The organism is Streptomyces sp. NPDC037288, assembly GCF_055603265.1.
The window spans coordinates 258,696-280,813 of the sequence record NZ_JBVJVY010000007.1 but is presented as its reverse complement, the minus strand read 5'-3'; the positions used below and the strand labels follow the sequence as shown (position 1 = coordinate 280,813).

At 70.7% G+C, this 22,118-nt stretch carries 19 protein-coding genes; 8 read left to right on the top strand and 11 right to left on the bottom strand.

Annotation, left to right across the window (positions count from 1 at the left end; translation table 11 throughout):
- Positions 1 to 318 precede the first annotated feature (318 nt).
- Genes tkt through pgl form a run of 5 tightly spaced genes read left to right on the top strand, consistent with a single transcriptional unit; the run spans position 319 to position 6,923 of the window.
- On the top strand, positions 319 to 2,406 hold the full coding sequence (gene tkt / locus ACZ7GZ_RS11660) for a transketolase (protein WP_471023063.1): 2,088 nt from the start codon (positions 319 to 321) through the stop codon (positions 2,404 to 2,406).
- Between the two features lie 33 nt (positions 2,407 to 2,439).
- Complete coding sequence (gene tal, locus ACZ7GZ_RS11655) at positions 2,440 to 3,558, top strand: transaldolase (RefSeq protein ID WP_471023062.1); 1,119 nt, start codon at positions 2,440 to 2,442, stop codon at positions 3,556 to 3,558.
- Between the two features lies 1 nt (position 3,559).
- On the top strand, positions 3,560 to 5,098 hold the full coding sequence (gene zwf / locus ACZ7GZ_RS11650; protein WP_471023059.1) for a glucose-6-phosphate dehydrogenase: 1,539 nt from the start codon (positions 3,560 to 3,562) through the stop codon (positions 5,096 to 5,098).
- Complete coding sequence (gene opcA, locus ACZ7GZ_RS11645) at positions 5,095 to 6,144, top strand: glucose-6-phosphate dehydrogenase assembly protein OpcA (RefSeq protein WP_471023056.1); 1,050 nt, start codon at positions 5,095 to 5,097, stop codon at positions 6,142 to 6,144. Before zwf ends, opcA begins: the two co-directional genes overlap by 4 nt.
- Positions 6,141 to 6,923 (top strand): 6-phosphogluconolactonase, encoded by a 783-nt coding sequence (gene pgl / locus ACZ7GZ_RS11640; protein WP_471023054.1) that lies wholly within the window; start codon positions 6,141 to 6,143, stop codon positions 6,921 to 6,923. Before opcA ends, pgl begins: the two co-directional genes overlap by 4 nt.
- Positions 6,924 to 6,972: 49 nt before the next feature.
- On the opposite strand, the gene ACZ7GZ_RS11635 is transcribed toward pgl, so the two are convergent.
- The 5 genes from ACZ7GZ_RS11635 to ACZ7GZ_RS11615 form a co-directional block, all read right to left on the bottom strand.
- Complete coding sequence (locus tag ACZ7GZ_RS11635; protein ID WP_471023051.1) at positions 6,973 to 7,812, bottom strand: carbohydrate ABC transporter permease; 840 nt, start codon at positions 7,810 to 7,812, stop codon at positions 6,973 to 6,975.
- A 10-nt stretch (positions 7,813 to 7,822) separates the two neighbouring features.
- The gene (locus tag ACZ7GZ_RS11630; protein ID WP_471023049.1) at positions 7,823 to 9,175 is read right to left on the bottom strand and encodes a carbohydrate ABC transporter permease; all 1,353 of its coding nucleotides are present in this window, start codon (positions 9,173 to 9,175) and stop codon (positions 7,823 to 7,825) included.
- Positions 9,176 to 9,186: 11 nt separating this feature from the next.
- The gene (locus tag ACZ7GZ_RS11625; protein WP_471023046.1) at positions 9,187 to 10,512 is read right to left on the bottom strand and encodes an ABC transporter substrate-binding protein; all 1,326 of its coding nucleotides are present in this window, start codon (positions 10,510 to 10,512) and stop codon (positions 9,187 to 9,189) included.
- A 42-nt stretch (positions 10,513 to 10,554) separates the two neighbouring features.
- Positions 10,555 to 12,165: a glycoside hydrolase family 13 protein gene (locus ACZ7GZ_RS11620; RefSeq protein WP_471023043.1), complete on the bottom strand. Its 1,611-nt coding sequence runs from the start codon at positions 12,163 to 12,165 to the stop codon at positions 10,555 to 10,557.
- A gap of 135 nt (positions 12,166 to 12,300) precedes the next feature.
- Entirely contained in the window at positions 12,301 to 13,572 is a 1,272-nt protein-coding gene (locus tag ACZ7GZ_RS11615; protein WP_471023040.1) for an ABC transporter substrate-binding protein, read from the bottom strand.
- A 131-nt stretch (positions 13,573 to 13,703) separates the two neighbouring features.
- Between ACZ7GZ_RS11615 and ACZ7GZ_RS11610 the strand changes: the two genes are divergently transcribed.
- From ACZ7GZ_RS11610 to ACZ7GZ_RS11600, 3 genes are read left to right on the top strand one after another with little or no spacing between them, the layout of a single operon-like run.
- Positions 13,704 to 14,210 (top strand): PadR family transcriptional regulator, encoded by a 507-nt coding sequence (locus tag ACZ7GZ_RS11610; protein WP_471023037.1) that lies wholly within the window; start codon positions 13,704 to 13,706, stop codon positions 14,208 to 14,210.
- Positions 14,207 to 14,983, top strand: coding sequence for an ABC transporter ATP-binding protein (locus ACZ7GZ_RS11605; RefSeq protein ID WP_471023035.1), 777 nt, complete (start codon positions 14,207 to 14,209; stop codon positions 14,981 to 14,983). The genes ACZ7GZ_RS11610 and ACZ7GZ_RS11605 overlap by 4 nt, the downstream gene beginning before the upstream one ends.
- Entirely contained in the window at positions 14,983 to 17,385 is a 2,403-nt protein-coding gene (locus ACZ7GZ_RS11600) for an ABC transporter permease (RefSeq protein ID WP_471023032.1), read from the top strand. The genes ACZ7GZ_RS11605 and ACZ7GZ_RS11600 overlap by 1 nt, the downstream gene beginning before the upstream one ends.
- 54 nt (positions 17,386 to 17,439) lie before the next feature.
- Here ACZ7GZ_RS11600 and ACZ7GZ_RS11595 read toward each other — a convergent pair whose 3' ends face one another.
- The 6 genes from ACZ7GZ_RS11595 to tpiA form a co-directional block, all read right to left on the bottom strand.
- Positions 17,440 to 18,219, bottom strand: coding sequence for a DsbA family protein (locus ACZ7GZ_RS11595; protein WP_471023030.1), 780 nt, complete (start codon positions 18,217 to 18,219; stop codon positions 17,440 to 17,442).
- Positions 18,220 to 18,322: 103 nt separating this feature from the next.
- Positions 18,323 to 19,975, bottom strand: coding sequence for a glucose-6-phosphate isomerase (gene pgi / locus ACZ7GZ_RS11590; protein WP_471023028.1), 1,653 nt, complete (start codon positions 19,973 to 19,975; stop codon positions 18,323 to 18,325).
- A 52-nt stretch (positions 19,976 to 20,027) separates the two neighbouring features.
- On the bottom strand, positions 20,028 to 20,330 hold the full coding sequence (locus tag ACZ7GZ_RS11585) for a hypothetical protein (RefSeq protein ID WP_471023025.1): 303 nt from the start codon (positions 20,328 to 20,330) through the stop codon (positions 20,028 to 20,030).
- Positions 20,331 to 20,455: 125 nt separating this feature from the next.
- Positions 20,456 to 20,791 carry an RNA polymerase-binding protein RbpA gene (locus ACZ7GZ_RS11580; RefSeq protein ID WP_003957010.1) on the bottom strand — a complete coding sequence of 112 codons (336 nt, stop codon included), beginning with the start codon at positions 20,789 to 20,791 and terminating at the stop codon, positions 20,456 to 20,458.
- A gap of 217 nt (positions 20,792 to 21,008) precedes the next feature.
- Positions 21,009 to 21,245 (bottom strand): preprotein translocase subunit SecG, encoded by a 237-nt coding sequence (secG, locus tag ACZ7GZ_RS11575; RefSeq protein ID WP_471023023.1) that lies wholly within the window; start codon positions 21,243 to 21,245, stop codon positions 21,009 to 21,011.
- A 108-nt stretch (positions 21,246 to 21,353) separates the two neighbouring features.
- Positions 21,354 to 22,109, bottom strand: a complete 756-nt coding sequence (tpiA, locus tag ACZ7GZ_RS11570; protein ID WP_471023149.1) for a triose-phosphate isomerase — start codon at positions 22,107 to 22,109, stop codon at positions 21,354 to 21,356.
- Positions 22,110 to 22,118: the final 9 nt, after the last annotated feature.

Here is a 22,118-nt window from a genome sequence, read left to right as displayed (position 1 = left end):
AGACGTTGCCCATACCCCGGCCTTCGCGGGGGTGGGGTCGTGTTGACAGCCCCCATAAGAGGAGCCCCATGAGAGAGGTCCCGCCACTCGATTGAGCGCTCAGATGTCAGCGTCCGTATTCATGTGCCGAATACGGCGTTCGGCCAGTCGGGAGGCGGATCCGACGGACTCCCGGCAGTCTGGAAACACTCGAAAAAATGCACGTCCTCACGGGGGTAGGCTCGTCAGCGGCCGGTGGGCGCCAAGCACGCCGGCGGCCGGGTGGGCGCATGCCCTGAAGACCGGCGACCGACATGTGGAGAGGAGCCCTGACCCAGGGTGAGCACCAAGCCGACCACCACAGACCTTGAGTGGACCGAGCTGGACCAGCGGGCCGTGGACACCGCCCGGGTCCTGGCCGCCGACGCCGTACAGAAGGTCGGCAACGGCCATCCCGGTACGGCGATGAGCCTGGCTCCGGCCGCCTACACCCTCTTCCAGAAGGTGATGCGGCACGACCCGGCCGACCCGGAGTGGGTGGGGCGCGACCGCTTCGTGCTGTCCGCCGGCCACTCGTCCCTGACCCTCTACACCCAGCTGTACCTGGCCGGCTTCGGCCTGGAGCTGGAGGATCTGAAGGCCTTCCGCACCTGGGGTTCGAAGACCCCGGGCCACCCGGAGTACGGGCACACCAAGGGCGTGGAGACCACCACCGGCCCGCTCGGGCAGGGGGTGGCCAACGCGGTGGGCATGGCGATGGCGGCCCGCTACGAGCGCGGCCTGTTCGACCCGGGCGCCCCGGCCGGTGAGTCGCCGTTCGACCACTTCGTCTACTGCATCGCCGGCGACGGGTGTCTGCAGGAGGGTATCTCCGCCGAGGCGTCGTCGCTGGCCGGGCACCAGAAGCTGGGCAATCTGATCCTGCTGTGGGACGACAACCACATCTCGATCGAGGGCGACACCGAGACGGCCGTCTCCGAGGACACGGTCAAGCGGTACGAGGCGTACGGCTGGCATGTGCAGCGCGTGGAGGCCCAGGCCAACGGGGACCTGGACCCGGCCGCGATCTACGCCGCGATCCAGGAGGCGAAGGCCGTCACCGACCGGCCCTCCTTCATCGCGATGCGGTCCATCATCGCCTGGCCCGCCCCGACCGCGCAGAACACCGAGGCCGCGCACGGCTCGGCGCTGGGCGAGGAGGAGGTCGCGGCCACCAAGCGTGTCCTCGGCTTCGACCCCGAGCAGACCTTCGAGGTCTCCGACGAGGTGATCGGCCACACCCGCAAGGCCCTGGAGCGCGGCGCCCAGGCGAAGGCCGAGTGGGAGAAGTCCCTGCAGCTGTGGCGCGACGCCAACCCGGAGCGCGCGGCGGAGTTCGACCGCATCAGCGCGGGTGAGCTGCCCACCGGCTGGGAGGAGAAGATCCCGGTCTTCGAGCCCGGCAAGGGCATCGCCACGCGCGCCGCCTCCGGCAAGGTGCTGCAGGCGCTGGGCGCGGTGATCCCCGAGCTGTGGGGCGGCTCCGCCGACCTGGCCGGGTCGAACAACACCACCATCGACAAGGACAGCTCGTTCCTGCCCGAGGGCAACCCGCTGCCGGAGGCCAACCCCTACGGCCGCACGATCCACTTCGGCATCCGCGAGCACTCCATGGGCGCCGAGATGAACGGCATCGCCCTGCACGGCAACACCCGGATCTACGGCGGCACCTTCCTCGTCTTCTCCGACTACATGCGCAACGCGGTGCGCCTGTCGGCCCTGATGCACCTGCCGGTGACGTACGTGTGGACGCACGACTCCATCGGCCTGGGCGAGGACGGCCCCACCCACCAGCCCGTCGAGCACCTCGCCTCGCTGCGCGCCATCCCCGGCCTGAACATCGTCCGCCCGGCCGACGCCAACGAGACCGCGATCGCCTGGCGCGAGATCCTCAAGCGCTACACCAAGGAGTTCGGCAAGGGCCAGCCGCACGGCCTGGCGCTGACCCGTCAGGGCGTGCCGACGTACGAGCCCAACGAGGACGCGGCGCGCGGTGGTTACGTGCTGTTCGAGGCGGAGGGCGGCGAGCCGCAGGTCATCCTGATCGCCACCGGTTCCGAGGTGCACGTGGCCGTCGGGGCGCGCGAGCAGCTGCAGGCCGAGGGCGTGCCGACGAGGGTCGTGTCCATGCCGTCGGTCGAGTGGTTCGAGCAGCAGGACCAGGGGTACCGGGACTCCGTGCTGCCGCCGTCCGTCAAGGCCCGGGTGGCCGTGGAGGCGGGCATCGGGCTGACCTGGCACAAGTACGTGGGGGATGCCGGCCGCATCGTTTCCCTGGAGCACTTCGGTGCTTCCGCCGACGGCAAGGTCCTCTTCCGCGAGTTCGGCTTCACTGCGGAGAATGTGGCCGCCAAGGCCAGGGAATCCCTCACCGCCGCCCAGCGCTGACGCTCATATACGACACGTAGGAGATGTAATTCCATGACAGACGCACTCAAGCGCCTCTCCGAGGAAGGCGTCGCGATCTGGCTGGACGACCTGTCGCGCAAGCGGATCACGTCCGGCAACCTCGCCGAGCTGATCGACCAGCAGCACGTCGTGGGCGTCACCACCAACCCGACGATCTTCCAGAAGGCGATCTCCGCCGGCGACGGCTACGAGCAGCAGGTCGCGGACCTCGCCGCCCGCAAGGTCACCGTGGAAGAGGCCATCCGCATGATCACCACGGCGGACGTCCGCGACGCCGCCGACATCCTGCGTCCGGTCTTCGACGCCACCGGTGGCAAGGACGGCCGGGTCTCCATCGAGGTCGACCCGCGCCTGGCGCACCACACCAAGGCCACCGTCGCCGAGGCGAAGCAGCTGGCCTGGCTGGTGGACCGGCCCAACACCCTGATCAAGATCCCGGCCACCCAGGCGGGGCTGCCGGCGATCGCCGAGACGATCGGCCTGGGCATCAGCGTCAACGTCACCCTGATCTTCTCCCTGGAGCGGTACCGGGCCGTCATGGACGCCTACCTCTCCGGTCTGGAGAAGGCCAAGGAGCGCGGCCTGGACCTGTCCAAGATCCACTCCGTGGCGTCCTTCTTCGTCTCCCGCGTGGACACCGAGATCGACAAGCGCCTGAACGGGATCGGCACCGACGAGGCCAAGGCGCTGCGCGGCAAGGCCGCCGTCGCCAACGCGCGTCTCGCGTACCAGGCGTACGAGGAGGTCTTCTCCTCGGACCGCTGGAACGTGCTGGAGAACGCCGGCGCCAACAAGCAGCGTCCGCTGTGGGCGTCGACCGGTGTGAAGGACCCGGCGTACCCGGACACGCTGTACGTCACCGAGCTGGTCGCCCCGAACACGGTCAACACCATGCCGGAGGCCACGCTGGAGGCCACCGAGGACCACGGCGAGATCAGCGGCGACACCATCGCCGGCACCTACGAGCAGGCGCGTGCCGACCTGGACGCGCTGGAGAAGCTCGGCGTCTCGTACGACGACGTCGTGCAGGTGCTGGAGGACGAGGGCGTCGAGAAGTTCGAGGCGTCCTGGAACGACCTGCTGAAGTCCACCCAGGCGGAGCTCGAGCGCCTCGCCCCTTCGGAGGGCTGACTTGTCACCCCTTTCCGGTTCCGGAGCGAACCCGCTTCGTGACCCGGCCGACCGACGGCTCCCGCGGATCGCGGGGCCGTCGGGTCTGGTCATCTTCGGTGTCACGGGCGACCTGTCGCGCAAGAAGCTGATGCCCGCGGTGTACGACCTCGCCAACCGGGGTCTGCTGCCGCCGGGCTTCTCGCTGGTGGGCTTCGCCCGCCGCGACTGGGAGCACGAGGACTTCGCCGAGGTCGTGCACGCCGCGGTGAAGGAGCACTCGCGCACGCCGTTCCGTGAGGAGGTCTGGCAGCAGCTCATCCAGGGGATGCGCTTCGTCCAGGGCACCTTCGACGACGACGACGCCTTCGACCGGCTGCGCGCCACCATCGAGGAGCTGGACAAGGCGCAGGGCACGGGCGGCAACTTCGCCTTCTACCTGTCGGTGCCGCCGCGCTCCTTCCCGGTGGTCATCCAGCAGCTGAAGAAGCACGGGCTGGCCGACCAGTCGGGCGGTTCCTGGCGGCGCGCGGTCATCGAGAAGCCGTTCGGCCACGACCTGGAGTCGGCCGAGGAGCTGAACAAGGTCGTGCACGAGGTGTTCTCGTCGGACCAGGTGTTCCGGATCGACCACTACCTCGGCAAGGAGACCGTCCAGAACATCCTGGCGCTGCGGTTCGCCAACACGATGTTCGAGCCGATCTGGAACCGGTCGTTCGTGGACCACGTGCAGATCACCATGGCCGAGGACATCGGCATCGGCGGCCGGGCCGGTTACTACGACGGCATCGGCGCCGCCCGTGACGTCATCCAGAACCACCTGCTCCAGCTCATGGCCCTCACGGCCATGGAGGAGCCGGCCTCCTTCGGCGCGGACGCGCTGGCCGCGGAGAAGGAGAAGGTGCTCGGCGCGGTACGGCTGCCCAAGGACCTGGGCCGCGCCACCGTGCGCGGGCAGTACGCGGGCGGCTGGCAGGGCGGCGAGAAGGTCATCGGCTACCTCGAAGAGGAGGGCATCGACCCGAAGTCGAAGACCGACACGTATGCGGCGATCAAGCTGGAGATAGACAACCGCCGCTGGGCGGGCGTCCCCTTCTATCTGCGCACCGGCAAGCGCCTCGGCCGCCGCGTGACGGAGATCGCCGTCGTCTTCCAGCGGGCCCCGCACTCCCCCTTCGACACCACGGCGACGGAGGAGCTGGGCCAGAACGCGATCGTCATCCGGGTCCAGCCCGACGAGGGCGTGACCGTGCGGTTCGGCTCGAAGGTGCCGGGCACCTCGATGGAGATCCGGGACGTCTCCATGGACTTCGCCTACGGCGAGTCGTTCACGGAGTCCAGCCCGGAGGCGTACGAGCGTCTGATCCTCGACGTGCTGCTCGGCGACGCCAACCTCTTCCCGCGCACGGAGGAGGTCGAGCTGTCCTGGAAGATCCTCGACCCGATCGAGGAGTACTGGGACAAGCACGGCAGGCCCGCGCAGTACAAGTCGGGTACCTGGGGCCCCGCCGAGGCGGACGAGATGCTCGCACGAGACGGACGGAGCTGGCGCCGGCCATGAAGATAGACCTGACCGACACCACCGCCGGAGAGATCAACAAGGCGCTCGTACGGGGCCGCCGCGCCATCGGCACACCCGCCGTCGGCATGGTCCTCACCCTCGTCATCGTCACCGACGAGGAGAACGCCTACGACGCCCTGAAGGCCGCCAACGAAGCCTCGCGCGAGCACCCTTCGCGCACGCTGGTGGTCATCAAGCGGGTCTCCCGCTCCCCGCGCGACCGCACGTCCTCGCGGCTGGACGCCGAGGTGCGGGTGGGCGCGGACGCCGGCACCGGCGAGACGGTGGTCCTGCGGCTGTACGGCGAGGTCGTCGACCACGCCGACTCGGTCGTGCTGCCGCTGCTGCTGCCGGACGCGCCCGTCGTCGTGTGGTGGCCGGTGAACGCCCCGCTGGACCCCGCGAAGGACCCGCTGGGCGCGCTCGCCCAGCGCCGGGTCACCGACACCTACGCCGCCGAGCAGCCGGTGCGGGAGCTGTCCGCCCGCGCGGAGGCCTACACGCCCGGCGACACCGACCTGTCCTGGACCCGGATCACGCCGTGGCGTTCGATGCTCGCGGCGGCCCTGGACCAGGTGGTCTGTGAGGTGAAGGCCGTCGAGGTGGAGGGCGAGGAGTTCAACCCGAGCTGTGAGCTGCTGGCGATGTGGCTCGCGGACCGGCTGGACGTACCGGTGAAGCGCTCGCTGTCCTCGGGCCCGGGCCTCACGGCCGTCCGCATGGACACCGACTGCGGTCCGATCGTGCTGGACCGGGCGGACGGCTCGCTGGCCACCCTGTCCATCGAGGGCCAGCCGGCCCGCGCGGTGGCGCTGAAGAGGCGGGAGACCGCCGAGCTGATCGCGGAGGAGTTGCGCCGGCTCGACCCGGACGACACCTACGCGTCGGCACTGCGCTATGGCGTGCAGCGGCTGAACACGGTTCCGGAGCAGCAGCCCGCGGCAGCCGAGCCGGAACCGGTGGAGGAAGCGGCCAAGGCTCCGGCCAGGAAGGCCGCGGCGAAGACCGCGAAGAAGGCACCGGCGAGGAAGGCGGCGGCGAAGTGAGCACTCCGCAGCTGGTCGTCCACCGCGACAAGGAACTGATGGCCCAGGCCGCCGCGGCCCGCCTGATCACGAAGATCGTGGACGCGCAGGCCTCCCGGGGCACCGCGTCCGTGGTCCTCACGGGCGGCCGCAACGGCAACGGCCTGCTGGCCGCGCTGGCGGCGGCGCCCGCCCGGGACGCCATCGACTGGGGCCGCCTCGACCTGTGGTGGGGCGACGAGCGCTACCTCCCCGAGGGCGACCCCGAGCGCAATGTCACGCAGGCCCGCGAGGCGCTGCTGGACTCCGTGCCGCTGGACCCGGAGCGCGTGCACGCCATGCCCGCCTCCGACGGCCCGTACGGCAAGGACGTCGATGCGGCGGCCGAGGCGTACGCGGCCGAGCTGGCGAAGGCGGCCGGGCCGGAGAACCACGGCTCGGTACCCACCTTCGACGTCCTGATGCTGGGCGTCGGCCCGGACACCCATGTGGCCTCGCTCTTCCCGGAGTTGCCGGCCGTACGGGAGACCGAACGCACGGTGGTCGGCGTGCACGGCGCGCCCAAGCCGCCGCCGACCCGGGTCTCCCTCACCCTCCCGGCGATCCGCTCGGCCCGCGAGGTGTGGCTCCTCGCGGCCGGCGGGGACAAGGCGGAGGCCGTGGCCATCGCCCTGTCGGGCGCCGGTGAGATCCAGGCGCCGGCGGCGGGGGCGTACGGCCGCGCCCGCACCCTGTGGCTGCTGGATGCGGCTGCGGCTGCGCAGCTGCCCCGGTCGCTGTATCCGCCCGCGTCACCGTGAGGCACGTGCAGCCGCAGAGGACGGCGGGAACTGCGGTTCCCGCCGTCACTCATTTCACCGACCCCGCCATCACGCCCTGCACGAAGTGCCGCTGGAACGCGAAGAACACCACCACCGGCACGATCAGGGACAGGAACGCGCCCGGTGCCAGGACGTCGATGTTGCTGCCGAACTGGCGGATCTGTGACTGGAGTTCCACGGTCAGCGGTTGGGAGGAGCTGTCGGCGAAGAGCAGGGCGACCAGCATGTCGTTCCAGACCCAGAGGAACTGGAAGATCGCGAGCGAGGCGATCGCCGGGCGCCCCACCGGCAGGACCAGCCGGGTGAAGATGCGCCACTCGCTGCCGCCGTCCATCCGCGCCGCCTCCAGCATCTCCTTCGGCATCTCCGCGAAGTAGTTGCGCAGCAGGAACACCGCGAACGGCAGCCCGTACGCCACGTGGAACAGGACGACACCGGGGATCGTGCCGAACAGGCCCAGCGCGCCGAAGAGTTTGGCCACCGGCAGCAGGCCGATCTGGACCGGCACCACCAACAGGGCCACCACCAGCAGGAAGAGCGGCTCCCGCAGCGGAAAGTCCAGCCAGGCGAAGGCGTATCCGGCGAGGGCGGCGATCACCACGACGAGGGTCGTGGCCGGTACCGAGATCAGGACCGTGTTCCAGAAGGCCTGCGTCATCCCGGAGTTCTTCAGCAGCGCCGAGTAGTTGTCGAAGGACAGCTGGCCGGGGCTCGCCAGGGCCGTCCACCAGCCGCCCTTCGCGGTGTCCTGCGCCGAGCGCAGGGAGGACAGGAACAGTCCCGCGAGCGGGGTCAGCCAGACCAGGCCGACGACCACGAGGACGGCCTGGACGAGACCGTTGCCCAGGGAGCGCCGTAGGGCGTTCATCGCTGACTCCTCATCGTTGACTGCTGCGGAAACGGCGGACGTTGAAGACCATCGCGGGGATCACCAGGAGCAGGAGCAGCACGCCGAGGGCGCTGCCGAGGCCCTGGTTGTTGCCGCCGCCGAAGGACACGAGCCACATCTGGGTGGCGAGGACGGTGGCGTCCTCCTGCACGGGTCCGGGCGCGATGATGTAGACGAGGTCGAAGACCTTCATCACGTTGATCACGAGGGTCACGAAGACCACGGTGAGCACGGGTGCGAGCAGCGGGACGGTGATCCGGCGGAAGATCTGCCACTCGTTCGCGCCGTCCATCCGGGCCGCCTCCAGCGTGTCCCGGGGCAGCGTGGACAGGCCCGCGCCGATCAGGACCATCGCGAAGCCGGTCCAGATCCACAGGTACGCGCCGATGATCGCCGGGGTGACGAGGGTCGGCCCGAGCCAGGAGACGCCCTGGTAGGGCGGCGCGAAGTTGGACTCCGGGAGTTTCACCGTGTACGGGCCCGTGTGCAGCCCGGAGAAGGTGAAGGAGCCGTCGGCGGCGGTGGTCGTGCTCGCGGCCGTCCGCCCGTCGTGCACCGCCTCGACCTTCATGCCGGGCAACCCGCTCTCCTTCGGGTCGACCTTGCCCTGCCTGCCGCCCCCTCCCGGGGTGAAGTCCAGGTAGACGACACCGCGCAGCTCGCCGGGTGCGGCCTTGCGGGAGGCCGCCGCATCAGCGGGCTCGGCTCCCTTGGGCAGGTCCTTGGGCAGGACGCCGACCATCGGAAGCGTCACCGAGTGGCCGCTGGAGGCGGTCGTACTCCAGGAACCGTCCTTGTCCTGGGTCAGCAGACCCGCACGGCCCCGGGCCGTCGGATACGACGACGTGCCCTTGAAGGCGTCGTGGACGGAGACCACGGCCGCGTTGAGCACGCCCTTGTTCGGGTCCTCGTCGTAGGCGAGCCGGAAGATGATGCCGGCGGCGAGGAAGGACACCGCCATCGGCATGAAGAGCAGCAGCTTGAACGCCGTGGCCCAGCGGACCTTCTCCACCAGGACGGCCAGGATCAGGCCGAGGCCGGTGAGCAGGGCCGGGGCCACCACCACCCAGATGGTGGTGTTGCGGACGGCCTTCAGGGTGGCCGGGTCGCGGAACATCTCGGCGTAGTTGTCGCCGCCCACGAACCGGGTGCCGGAGGCGTCGAAGAAGCTGCGGCCGACGGAGAACAGCACCGGGTAGACGACGAGCGCGCCGAGCAGGAGCAGCGCGGGGAAGACGAAGAGCAGGGCGATCAGCCGGGCGCGCCGCCGGCCGCGGCGCACGGGCGCCGGGCCGGCGGCCCGCGGGCCCGCCTGCTGTTTCACGAGAGCGGTGGCGGTCATGGTGCTGCCGCTCAGCCCTGGTAGGCCTTGGCCGCCGCGGCTTCCAGCTTCGCCGCGGTGCCCTTCGGGTCGGACGGGTCGCGCAGGAAGTCCTGCAGCAGCTTCCACTCGCCGGCCCCCTTGGTGCCGCCGAAGGCCGCCGGTGCCTGGTCGGACATGTCGAAGCGGACCGAATCGCCGGCCCCGACGAGGGACTTGGCGGTGGCGCGGGTGACGTCGTCGCTGTAGGAGGCGAGGTCGAGCTTCTTGTTCGGGGACAGGAAGCCGCCCGCCTTCGCCCAGACGGCCGCGGCCTCGGGGGTGGCCAGGTACTCCAGGAGCTTCATGCCGGCCTTGGCGTTCTTGCCGTCCTTGAGGACGACGGCCGCGTCACCGCCGCTGACCACCGGTGCCGTACCGCCGTCGACCGCGGGGAAGGGGAAGAAGTTCGCGTCCTTGCCGATCGCCTTGCCGAACTGGTCGTGCGCGACGCCGGCCACGAAGTCGCCCTCGAAGACCATGCCGGCCTCGGGCTTGGGCCCGAACACCTTCTCCACCGAGCTCGGGAAGTCGGTGTTCAGCGCCTCCTTCTGGCCGCCCGCGACGAGCTGCTTGTCCTTGAACAGCTTGCCGAGCGTGGTGAGCGCCTTGACGACGGACGGGTCGGTCCACTGCAGCTTGTGCGCGGCGAGGGCGTCGTACTTCCGGGGTCCGGCCTGGGAGAGGTAGACGTTCTCGAACCAGTCGGTGAGGGTCCAGCCGTCCTCTCCGCCGACGGCGAAGGCGGCGAGGCCGGAGTCGGACACCGTGTGGCCGGCCTTCAGCATCTGGTCGTACGTCTTCGGCGGCTTGACCCCGGCCTGGGTGAGGGCGTCGGGGCTGTACCAGACGGTCGACTTGTGGGCGGCCTTGAAGTACAGGCCGTACAGGGTGCCGTCGACGCTGCCGTACTTCTTCCACACCGGCGCGTAGTCGGCGGTGACCGTCTGCTGGGTGGTCGGCGACAGCGGCTTGAGCCAGCCCTTCTTCGCGAACTGGTCGAGGACGCCGACCTGCGGGACCATCACGACGTCCGGCGCGTTGCCGCCCTCGATCTTGCTGCCGACGACGGTGGAGACGTTGTCGCCGGTGGAGATGAACTGCGTCTTGGCGCCGGTCTTCGCGGTGAAGGCGTCCAGCACCTTCTGGAAGTTCTTCTGTTCGCTGCCGGTCCAGACGCCGGCCACGGTGACCGTCTGGCCGCTGAGGGCCTTGTCGCCGCCGCCCGCGGAGACCGGTCCGCCGCCGCAGGCGGTGGCACCGAGGGCCAGGGCCAGCGCGGTGCAGCTGGTGAGCAGGGTGGTACGTCGTCGCATCATCGTTGATGTCCCTTCAGGGGGATGGGAGGTGACGGGTGGGGGTCAGTGGTCGCTCAGCCACCAGGCCGCCGTGGCGCCGGGCAGTACCCCGGCCGGGCAGGGGCCGCTGGAGAGCAGGGGGGTGCCGGAGACGGGCGCGGGGGCGGGGGCCGTACCGAAGTTGACGGCGCAGACCAGGCCGTCGCCGCGGGCGAAGGCGAGGACGCCGGGCGGGCTGTCCAGCCAGCGCAGCGTGCCCTCGCCCAGCTGCGGCAGCGACGACCGGAGTTGGAGACCGTCGCGGTACAGGTGCCAGAAGGAGCGGGTGTCGGCGAGAGCGCGGTCGGTGGCGTACTCGGCGAAGTACTCCGGCTGCGGCAGCCAGGGTTTGGCGGACTCGGCGCCGGAGGTGAAGCCGAACGGGGATGCCTGCCCGGACCAGGGCAGCGGCACCCGGCAGCCGTCGCGTATGCGGGCGCGGCTGCCGGTGCGGCGGAAGATCGGGTCGGTGAGGACGTCGTCGGGCAGGTCGACGACCTCGGGCAGGCCCAGTTCCTCGCCCTGGTAGATGTACGCGGCTCCGGGCAGCGCCAGCATCAGCAGCGCGGCGGCGCGGGCACGGGCGGCGCCGAGGCCGCTGCCCTCGGTGGCGGGTTCGCCGTAGCGGGTGACGGTGCGGACCTGGTCGTGGTTGTTGAGGACCCAGGTGACCGTGGAACCGGTGCCGGCGATGTCCTGCATGGCCTCGGAGATGACCTTGCGGAAGGCGTCGGCGTCCCAGGGGGCGCCGAGCAGGTCGAAGAAGAAGGCCTGGTGGAGTTCGTCCGGGCGGACGTACAGGGCGTGTTCGCGGGCGGTGGGGACGGAGACCTCGCCGACGAGGAGGCGTTCGCGGCCGTCGCGTGCGGTGTACTCCTCGCACACGGCGCGCCACCAGCGCCACACCTCGTGCACCTCGGGCTGGTTCCAGGCGAGCGGGTTGACCGAGTCGCGGGTGCGGGCGTCGGCCTCCGGGTCGTCGGAGTCGGGCAGTTCGGGGTGCTTGTACAGCCCGGCCGCCACATCGATGCGGAAGCCGTCGACGCCCCGGTCCAGCCAGAAGCGCAGGACACGGTCGAACTCGGCGGCGACCTCGGGGTCGCGCCAGTTCCAGTCGGGCTGCTCGGGCGTGAACATGTGCAGGTACCACTGGCCGTCGCCGACTCTGGTCCAGGCCGGGCCGCCGAACATGGCGTGCCAGTTGTTGGGCGGCTCGCTGCCGTCCGGGCCGCGGCCGTCGGCGAAGTGGAAGCGGGCGCGGGCCTGGCTGCCGGGGGCGCTGTCCAGGGCCTCGCGGAACCACGGGTGCTCGCTGGAGCAGTGGTTGGGGACGATGTCGAGCAGCACCTTGATGCCGAGCCGCCGGGCCGCCGCCATCAGCAGGTCGAACTCGGCGAGGTCGCCGAAGAGCGGGTCGACGTCGCAGTAGTCGGCCACGTCGTAGCCGTGGTCGTGCTGCGGCGAGGGGTAGAAGGGGCTCAGCCAGATGCCGTCGACACCGAGCTTCTTCAGGTACGGCAGCCCCGCGCGGACCCCGGCCAGATCGCCGATGCCGTCGCCGGTGCTGTCCAGGAAGCTGCGGACGTACACCTGGTAGATGACGGCGTCGCGCCACCAGTGGTGCTTACTCAACATGCATGCATGTTAGGTAGGCGTATCGCGAGGGTGTCAATGAAAAGAACTTTGGTTACTGCGGAGTTGGGGTGCCAAATACGGACTTACTGGGGCATCCGAGCGGCAGATGAGATGTGGGCGTTACTTAACAAGTAACTAGTGGCCGGAGACGGCCGCCAGCTCCCGGGCCAGTCGGCGTACCGCCGCCGCAGGCGTCTCGTGCCCCGTCAGGGCGTCCTGCACGACCGCCTGGACCACCAGGCTGACCTGGTCGTAGTGCGCGCTCTTGGGGCGCGGGGCGGCGGTGAGCACGGCGGTGCGCAGGGTCGGCAGATAAGGGAACCGCCGCACCAGCGCGGGGTCTTCGTAGAGCGCGGCCCGTACGGGCGGCAGCGCACCCCGGACGAGTACCTGGCGCTGGACGGGCGCGCTGGTGAGGTAGGCGATCAGGCGCGCGGCCGAATCGGGGTGGCGGGTATGGGAGTTGACGGCGAGGTTCGAGCCGCCGAGCACACTCGTCCCCGGCCCGTCGGGGCCGGGGATCGGTACGGCGCCGATCTTGCCGGCGACCTTGGAGCCCTTGGCGGAGGCGACGGCGTAGGCGTAGGGCCAGTTGCGCAGGAAGAGCAGCCTGCCGTCCTGGAAGGCCTGTTTGGACTCCTCTTCCTTGTACGTCAGCGCCGCCCTGGGTATCCAGCCCTCGCGGATGCCGCGGGCGAGGAAGCCGATGCCCTCGCGGGCGCCGGCCGAGTCGACGGTGACCCGGGTGCCCTCGTCGCCGAGGATCGTGCCGCCCGCCGAGTACACGGCCTCGGCCGCGTTCACGGTGAGTCCCTCGTAGGGCAGGAACTGGCCGGCGTAGCCGCCGAGTCCGTACTTCGGCGCGATCGTCTTCGCGTCGTGCTCCAGCTCGGTCCAGGTGCGCGGCGGGGGGACACCCTCCTTGGCGAGGATGTCCTTGCGATACAGGAGGAGTCCGGCATTCGTGACATACGGGACCGCGTACAGCCGTCCGTCATAGGTGGCCGTGTCCACGACCGGCGGCAGGAAGCTCTTCAGCGGGAAGCGGTCGCGCGGCAGTGGGCGGATCCAGCCGGCCGCCGCGAACTCGGAGGTCCAGTTGACGTCGATGTTCAGGACGTCGAAGCGGCCCCGGTCGCCGCCGCGCAGGTCGGTGGCCATCTGCGCATGCGTCTCGTCGGCGGAGTCCGGCAGCTCGACGAGCGTGACCTTCTCGCCGGGGTGGGTGCGGTTCCAGCCCTGGAGCAGCGGGCCGAGATAGCCGGTGAGGTCGCCGGCGGTGGCCAGGGTGAGCGGGCCGCGGCCGCCTCCCGCGGCCTCGTCGGCCTGTGCGCCGGAGGCGACGTACCCGGTCATGATCACGGCGAGAACGAGGAGGCCCCTACCGGCGGCGCGTATCCACCGCATAGGTTCCTCCCTGAACACGTACACACGGCTCCGGGCACCCTCGCCCGGGAGTCAGAGGCCATGTATACCTGTTGGGTATGGGCGATACTAGGGCCTGGAGCACATTGTGAGCAGACAGGAGGACAGCACGAGTGCGCCTGCCCCTCCTGGCACTCCTCGCCCGTGGCCCGGCTCACGGCTACGAGCTGAAGCAGGACCTTGAGCAACTGCTGGGCTCCGCGTACCCTCAGCCGAACGTCGGCCAGATCTACGTCACCCTCGGCCGCCTCGAGAAGTCGGGACTGATCGAGGGCGAGGACGTCGAGCAGTCCAGCCGGCCCAACAAGAAGGTCTACCACCTCACCGACGCCGGGCGCGAGGCGCTGCACGCCTGGTTCGAGGAGACCGAGGACGAGCCGCGGGTGCGGGACGAGTTCTTCATGAAGCTCGCCCTCGCCCCGCAGACCGGTCTCGCCGAACAGATCGCCCTCATCAACAAGCAGCGGCGCCAGTACCTGACCACCATGCGCAACCTGTCGAAACTGGCCGCGGCCGAGAACCGGGACAACCGAATCGCCCACCTGCTCATCGAGGGCGCGATGCTGCATCTGCAGGCCGACCTCGACTGGCTCGAGCGGTGCCAGGAGGAACTGGAATGAGCGAGCACGCTGCTCCGGTGCCGCACGCCGAGGGCACTTCGGTGCTGCGCGCCGAGGGTCTGGTGAAGACCCACCACGGCGAGGGCGCGCCCGCGCACGCCGTGCGCGGGGTCGATCTGTCCGTGGGACGCGGCGAGTTCGTGGCGATCACCGGCCCGTCCGGCGCCGGCAAGTCCACGCTGCTGCATCTGCTCGGCGGGCTGCAGCGGCCGGACCAGGGCACCATCTGGCTCGACGGGCGGTGCACGGACTCCTTCAGCGAGGCGCGCTGGGCGGTGGAGCGCCGCAAGGCGATCGGGATCGTGTTCCAGTTCTTCAACCTGGTGTCGAACCTGTCCGTGGCCGACAACGTCGAGCTGCCCGCCCTGCTCGCCGGCGTCCCGCCGAAGAAGGCGCGCGCCGAACGGGAGCAGCTCCTGGCCGAGCTGGGGCTCGAGGGCAAGGAGCGCAGCATGCCGGGCGAGCTGTCCGGTGGCGAACAGCAGCGGGTCGCGCTCGCCCGGGCCCTGGTCAACCATCCGCCGCTGCTGTTGGCCGACGAGCCCGCCGGAAGCCTGGACAGCAAGGGCACACGCGAGGTGATGCGGCTTCTGTCCCGCTTCCACGGACGCGGGCAGAGCATCGTCCTGGTCACCCACGACGCCCGGCTGGCGAGCGCCGCCGACCGCGTGATCAGCTTCTTCGACGGCCGGATAGCCGACGACGCGCGCCTGGACAGCGCACCGCCGTCCCGGAAGTCGGGGATCTCGGGCGTGCTGGAGCTGAGGGACTGATGGCTGGCCGCGGTCCGGACAGCGCCCGGCAGGGGCGCGGGGAACCGCGCGCCCGGCCACGACGGCGCAGCACACGACCGACGACGCACCGCGGCCTTCTTGGCGGCGCGGCCGTCGGCGGCGCGGCCGGCCGGCGCTGGGCGCACTCCGATCTGCGCACGCATCGCGGCGAGGCGCTCTTCCTCGTCCTGGCCACGGCCGGCATCGTCGCCTCGCTGCTGCTGGCCACCGCCCTGTTCGGCTACGCCACCAACCCCTGGCAGCGGATCTTCACGCAGGCCCGCGGGGCACACGTGTGGATCCACACCGTCCCCTCCGCGGACACCCGCGAGCTCGCCCGGCTGGACGGCGTCGAGTCCGTCGCCGGTCCCTACCGCACCGAGTCCGCCACCGTCGCCGTACGCGGCAGCCGTGCCGCCGTGGAACTGCGCGGCGTCTCCCAGCGGCCCTCCGTCGGCCGGCCGCTGCTCACCGCCGGGCACTGGCTGGATCCGGCCGAACCGAACGGCGTGGTGCTGGACAGCAGCCTGGCCCGGGCCCTGCTGGCCGAGCCGGGGGACACCCTCACGCTGCCGGGTACCGCCCGCACCCTGACCGTCGAGGGCATCGCGGACAGCGCCGAGCCGCACTACAGCCCGGGCGAGCAGCCGGGCCTGGTCTGGGCGCTGCCGTCGGCCGTGCGCGCCCCCGTCACCGAGGTGATCGGGCTGCGCCTTGCCGACCCGGGCGACACGGACTACGCCGTGCAGCGTGCCGTCACGGTGCTGGGCGCGGGCGCGGTCGGCGAGGTCTCCACCTGGCAGCAGGCGCGCGCCGCGGCCCAGGGCGACAACCGGCTGCTCGGGCAGGTGCTCGGCCTGTTCGGACTGGGCGCGCTGGTCGCCGCGGGGTTCGCCGTGCACGGGGCGATCGCCACCCGCATCCGGGGGCATCTGCGGGACCTGTCGGTGCTGAAGGCGATCGGTTTCACACCCGGCCAGGTCGTCCGGGTCTTCCTGCTCCAGCACCTGGCGTACGCGCTGCTCGGTTCGGTGGCCGCCGTGGCCCTCACCGAGGCCCTCGGCAGCCGGATCCCCGGGCGGCTCGGCGACGCCGTGGGCGTGTGGCAGGGACTGCCGGGCCACACCGTGGCGCTGTTCGTGGTGCCCGTGGGCGCCGTGCTGTTCATCGGCCTGACCACGGGGCTCGCGGCCTGGCGGGCCGGGCGGGTCCCGCCGGTTCCGGTGCCGCGCCCGGCCGCGCCGGCCGGTGGCGGGCTGACCGGACCGGCCCGGCGGGCGCTCGGGCTGCGGTTGCCGGCCGCGCTGGTCCTCGGCTGCCACAAGGCGTGTGCGGGGCGCGGCCGGTCGCTGGCCACCGTGGCCCGGCTGACGCTGCCGCTGCTGCTGATCGTGGTCGCGCTCAGCGCCTGGACCACGATCGACCGCTTCCACAGCAGCCCGGAGCGCGTGGGAATGCCGACGGCCCTCACGGTCCGCTCCGACGGCGCCCTGGACGCGCCCGCCGTACGGGCCGTGCTCACCGCCGAGCACCGGGTCACCGGCGCCTATCCCGGAGTCGAGGTCGCCGCGCTGGTCCCCGGCCAGACCGGCACCATCGCGCTGCGCGGCGTCGGCACCCGCACCGCGCCCTACCCCTGCGCCCTCGCCGAGGGCCGGACCGCACGGGGACCGGACGAGGCGGTGGCCGGCCAGGGCCTGCTGGACCTGCTGCACGCGCGGGTCGGTGACTGGGTGCGGATGACGGTGGGCGACCGGCCGCAGATCCTGCACATCGTGGGCCGCAGCATCGAACCGCAGAACGCCGGCCGGGTCGTCACCACGTCCCTGGACACCCTCCGCGAGAACGACCCCGGGCTGTCCCCCGCCTTCTACGAGCTGCGCCTGCGCCCCGGCGCCGACCCGCTGCGCGTGGCCGCCGCGCTGTCCGCGGCCGGCCGGGGCCACCTGGACGTGCACCCCGTGGACAACCCCGCCGACGGGCTGTCCCCGCTGCGCGCCGTCGTCGCCGGGCTGATCGCCGTACTGGCCCTGATCGGGCTGGTGGAGCTGCTCACCGCCATCGGCGGCAGCGTCCGTGAGGGCGAGCGGGATGTGCTGGCGCTGAAGGCGATCGGCATGTCCCCGCGGCAGATCACCGCGATCACCGTCACGGCGACGAGCTGTACGACCCTGGCCGCGGCGCTCGCCGGTACGGCGCTGGGGCTGCCGCTGGCCCGCCGGCTGATCGACGCCCAGGGCAGCTCCAGCGGTATCGGTGCCGGTATCGCCCAGTCTCCCTCGCCGGTGCTGCTGCTCGCCCTCGGCGCGGCGGCCGTGCTCGGGGCGGCGGCGCTCGCCGCACTGCCCGCGGCCCGCGCGGCACGCAGACGGCTCGCGGACACGCTCAGCGCCGTGGCCTGACGGAGGTCCGTGTTCTGACGGGGGTCCGTGGTCTGACGGAGGCCAGGGAGTCGGCTAATGCCACTGCTCGGGGTGGGCCCGGATCTTGGCGAGCAGACCGGAGAAGGCGTCACCGTCGAACAGCACGGCGTTGTACTCGGCGGGGACGCGTACGTCGTTGATGTCGGCCGTGGGGGTGCCCGGGCCCTTGGGGTCCTGCGCTCCGCCCGCGTCCTCGTACGCCTTCTGCGACCGGGTCACGAACGCGCGGTACTTCATGGTCTTCACGGCCGTGTCGAAGTCCGGCCCGCGCAGTCCGGGGACCTGCCCGGCCAGCTTCAGCAGATACGCGTCGGTGAAGCCGTCGACGCTCTCGGCGGGCTGGTGGGCGTAGAGCACGTCGTGGTATTCGGCGAACCTGCCCTTGTCCAGCGCGGCCCGCAGGGCGTTGACCGCCTTTTCGGACCCGGAACCGGTGAGCCGGTCGTCCAGGAAGGAGGCGAGGGTGTACTGGGTCCTCGTCTCCCGCCGGACGGTCGCCGCGCGCAGCTGCGGGGCGCCGCCGGTGGTCTCGAACTCCTTGCACACGGGGCACCGCGGGTCCTCGTACAGGTGCACGGCCACCGGGGCGGCCGGGTCCCCGACCGTGATGGTCGTGCCGTCCTTCCCCAGCCGCTCCGGCATCTCCGCCAGCCCGGAGTAGCCCGGCCGGGCCGGGCCCGTGGCCTCGGCCCTTCCCTTGGCCGCAGGCCCGTCGTCCTTGGACTCCGCCGGCTGGTGGCCGCTGCCGCAACCGACCGCCGACGCCCCGACGACGGCCGCCGCGACCGCCGCGGCGAACCCTCTGTGCACCATGTGCCTTCCTCCCCTGAAGATCACCCGAACCTTAAGGGATCTGCAAAGAGAACGCACAAAAGGGTCACCACGACGGCTCGGACGACGGATCAGCACGGGCGGGTCAGGCCCGGCCGCGCAGCTCCCGGTACGTCGCCACCAGCGCCTTGGTCGAGGCGTCAAGGCCTGGGACCTCGGCTCCCTCGGTGAGGGCCGGCTCGACCCGCCTGGCGAGGACCTTGCCCAGCTCCACGCCCCACTGGTCGAAGGAGTCGATGTTCCACACCGCGCCCTGCACGAACACCTTGTGCTCGTACAGGGCAATCAGCTGGCCGAGGACGGACGGGGTGAGTTCCTTCGCCAGGATGGTCGTCGTCGGCCGGTTGCCCTGGAAGGTCTTGTGCGCGACCAGCTCCTCCGGGACGCCCTCCGCGCGCACCTCCTCGGCGGTCTTGCCGAAGGCGAGCGCCTGGGTCTGGGCGAAGAAGTTGGCCATCAGCAGATCATGCTGCGCCTTCAGTTCACCGCTCAGCTCGGCCACCGGCTCGGCGAAGCCGATGAAGTCCGCCGGGATCAGCTTGGTGCCCTGGTGGATCAACTGGTAGTAGGCGTGCTGCCCGTTGGTGCCGGGCGTGCCCCAGACGACCGGCCCGGTCTGCCAGTCGACCTGCCTGCCGTCCCGCGCCACGTACTTGCCGTTGGACTCCATGTCCAGCTGCTGGAGGTAGGCGGTGAACTTCGACAGGTAGTGGCTGTACGGCAGCACCGCGTGCGACTGGGCGTCGTGGAAGTTGCCGTACCAGACGCCCAGCAGGCCGAGCAGCAGCGGGGCGTTGGCCTCGGCGGGGGCGGTGCGGAAGTGGTCGTCGATCAGCCGGAAGCCGTCGAGCATCTCCCGGAACCGGTCGGGGCCGATGGCGATCATCAGCGACAGGCCGATCGCCGAGTCGTACGAGTACCGGCCGCCGACCCAGTCCCAGAACTCGAACATGTTGGCCGGGTCGATGCCGAACTCGGCGACCTTCTCGGCGTTCGTGGACAGGGCGACGAAGTGCTTGGCCACCGCGCTGTCGTCACCGAGCGCGTCCAGCAGCCAGGTACGGGCGGAGGTGGCGTTGGTGATCGTCTCGATGGTGGTGAAGGTCTTCGAGGCGACGATGAACAGCGTCTCGGCCGCATCCAGGTCCCGGGTGGCCTCGTGCAGGTCGGCACCGTCCACGTTGGAGACGAAGCGGACGGTCAGCTCGCGGTCGGTGAAGCTGCGCAGCACCTCGTGGGCCATCGCGGGGCCCAGGTCGGAGCCGCCGATGCCGACGTTGATCACGTTCTTGATGCGCTTGCCGGTGTGGCCGGTCCAGCTGCCGGAGCGGACGCGGTCGGCGAAGTCGCTCATCCTGTCGAGCACGGCGTGCACGGCCGGCACCACGTTCTGCCCGTCGACCTCGATCACCGCGTCGCGCGGGGCGCGCAGCGCGGTGTGCAGTACCGCGCGGTTCTCGGTGACGTTGATCTTCTCTCCGCGGAACATGGCGTCCCGGAGGCCGAACACGTCCGTGGCGGCGGCCAGCTCGCGCAGCAGCCGCAGCGTCTCGTCGGTGACCAGGTGCTTCGAGTAGTCGAGGTACAGATCGCCGGCCTGGAGCGTGTATCCCGCACCGCGCCCGGGATCGGCGGCGAACAGTTCCCTCAGGTGGGTGTCGGCCAGCTCCTCCCGGTGTTTGGCGAGAGCGGCCCATTCGGGCGTCTGGTTGAGCCTGGTACGGCCGTCTGCGTTCATTTCCGACTTCCGCCTTCTTTCGTGCCTGTCCCAGCTGTTCCAACCTAATTGATCACCGCGCGGCGCGAGCCGTCGTGACGCCGCCGTCCGGCGCAACAACAGGTACGTCCGGCTTGCGGGCCGGTATCAGCACGGTGACGGACAGGACGAAGAAGGCGGCGGTGAGCAGGGCCGGGGTGTTCCGCCCCCAGGCCGTGGCCACGGCGCCGCCGAGCAACAGCGAGGCTGCGAGCAGCGGCAGCGCGGCCGTACGCAGCGCGGCACCGAAGCCGGACAGCACGGCGGCGCTCCACGAGCGCGCGAACCCTCCGCGCCACACGGGCGCATGCCTCTCCCCCGTTTCGACCGCCGTCACAACTCCCCCTCACGGTTCTCGCCTTCACGAAAAACCGTAGAGGGTGCCACTGACAACGGGCTGGCCGCGAGCGGGCCGAGACGGCTCCGGCCAGGCGCCTCAAGGCGCCCGGCCGGTGTCAAGTGCTAGATCTCTCCCCGCAGTTTGGCGAGCGCCTCGGCGAGGATCGCCTCGCCGTCCGCGTCGCTGCGCCGCTCCCGTACGTACGCGAGGTGCGTCTTGTACGGCTCGGTGCGGGGCGGGTCCGGCGGGTTGTCCCGGTCCTGGCCGGCCGGGAAGCCGCAGCGCGGACAGTCCCAGGTGTCGGGAACCTGCGCGTCGCTGGCGAAGCTCGGCTGCGTCTCGTGCCCGTTGGAGCACCAGAAGGAGATGCGCAGACGCGGCGCGGACTCGCCGCGCTCGGCCTCGCCCATCGGCCCCGCCCCGACCCGGCTTCCTCGGATCGCGTTGCCACTTGCCACGGTCGTAACTCCCTGCGTGATGGTGCCGCGAAGTGAGTCGGCGTTTCGCTTCGCTGCGAGCGCCTCAGTCTACGTAAGGCCCAACGCGCGTCCAGTGATTGGAGTTACAAGGTCCCCGCTCATAGACGCAAGCCCCATGATAGGCCGCGCTCAGGAGCGCGTACCGAACATGGGGCCTTACATACCGAATATGCGTGATATGTGTGCTGCGCGGGCGTCAGCTCTTCGTCTTCATCAGCATGCCCAGGACGATGATGGACGCGAACCACAGCACACCGATCACGATGGTGATCCGGTCCAGGTTGCGCTCGGCGACCGAGGAGCCGCCGACGGAGGACTGCATGCCGCCACCGAACATGTCGGAGAGGCCGCCGCCCTTCCCCTTGTGCATCAGCACCAGCAGCATCAGCAGCAGGCTGAAGACGATCAGGGCGATCGAGAACCCCAAAACCACGGCTGGACCAACTTCCTCGGATTCGGATGGACGACGGGGGCACAGCATCCCGGCTGTGCCCCCGCAAGGGTACGACGTATCGCCGCTACCGCCTACTCACAGCTCGTGTCACTGATCGCGGAAACGCACGATCTTGACGAACTCGTCGGCGTCCAGCGAGGCACCGCCGACCAGGGCGCCGTCGATGTCGGCCTGGGCCATGATCTCGGCGACGTTGCCCGACTTCACGGAGCCGCCGTACTGGATGCGGACCTTGTCGGCCACGTCCTGGGTGTACAGCTCGGCGATCTTGGCGCGGATGGCGGCGCAGACCTCCTGGGCGTCCTCGGCGCCGCAGACCTTGCCGGTGCCGATGGCCCAGACGGGCTCGTAGGCGATGACGACGGTCTCGGCCTGCTCGGCCGGGAGGTCCTTCAGACCGCCCTCGACCTGGGCGAGGGTGTGGGTGACGTGGTTGCCCGCCTCGCGGACGGCCAGTTCCTCGCCGACGCACAGGATGGGGGTCAGGCCGTGCTTGTAGGCGGCCTTGACCTTGGCGTTGACGAGCTCGTCGGTCTCGTTGTGGTACTGGCGGCGCTCGGAGTGGCCGATGACCACGTAGCTGCACTTCAGCTTGGCCAGCATCGGGCCGGAGATCTCACCGGTGTAGGCACCGGAGTCGTGCTGCGAGATGTCCTGGGAGCCGTACTTGATCTTGAGCTTGTCGCCGTCGACCAGGGTCTGCACGGAGCGCAGGTCGGTGAAGGGCGGCAGGACGGCGACCTCGACGGCCTCGTAGTCCTTGTCGGCCAGGGCGAAGGCGAGCTTCTGGACGTGCGCGATGGCCTCGAGGTGGTTGAGGTTCATCTTCCAGTTGCCCGCCATGATCGGCGT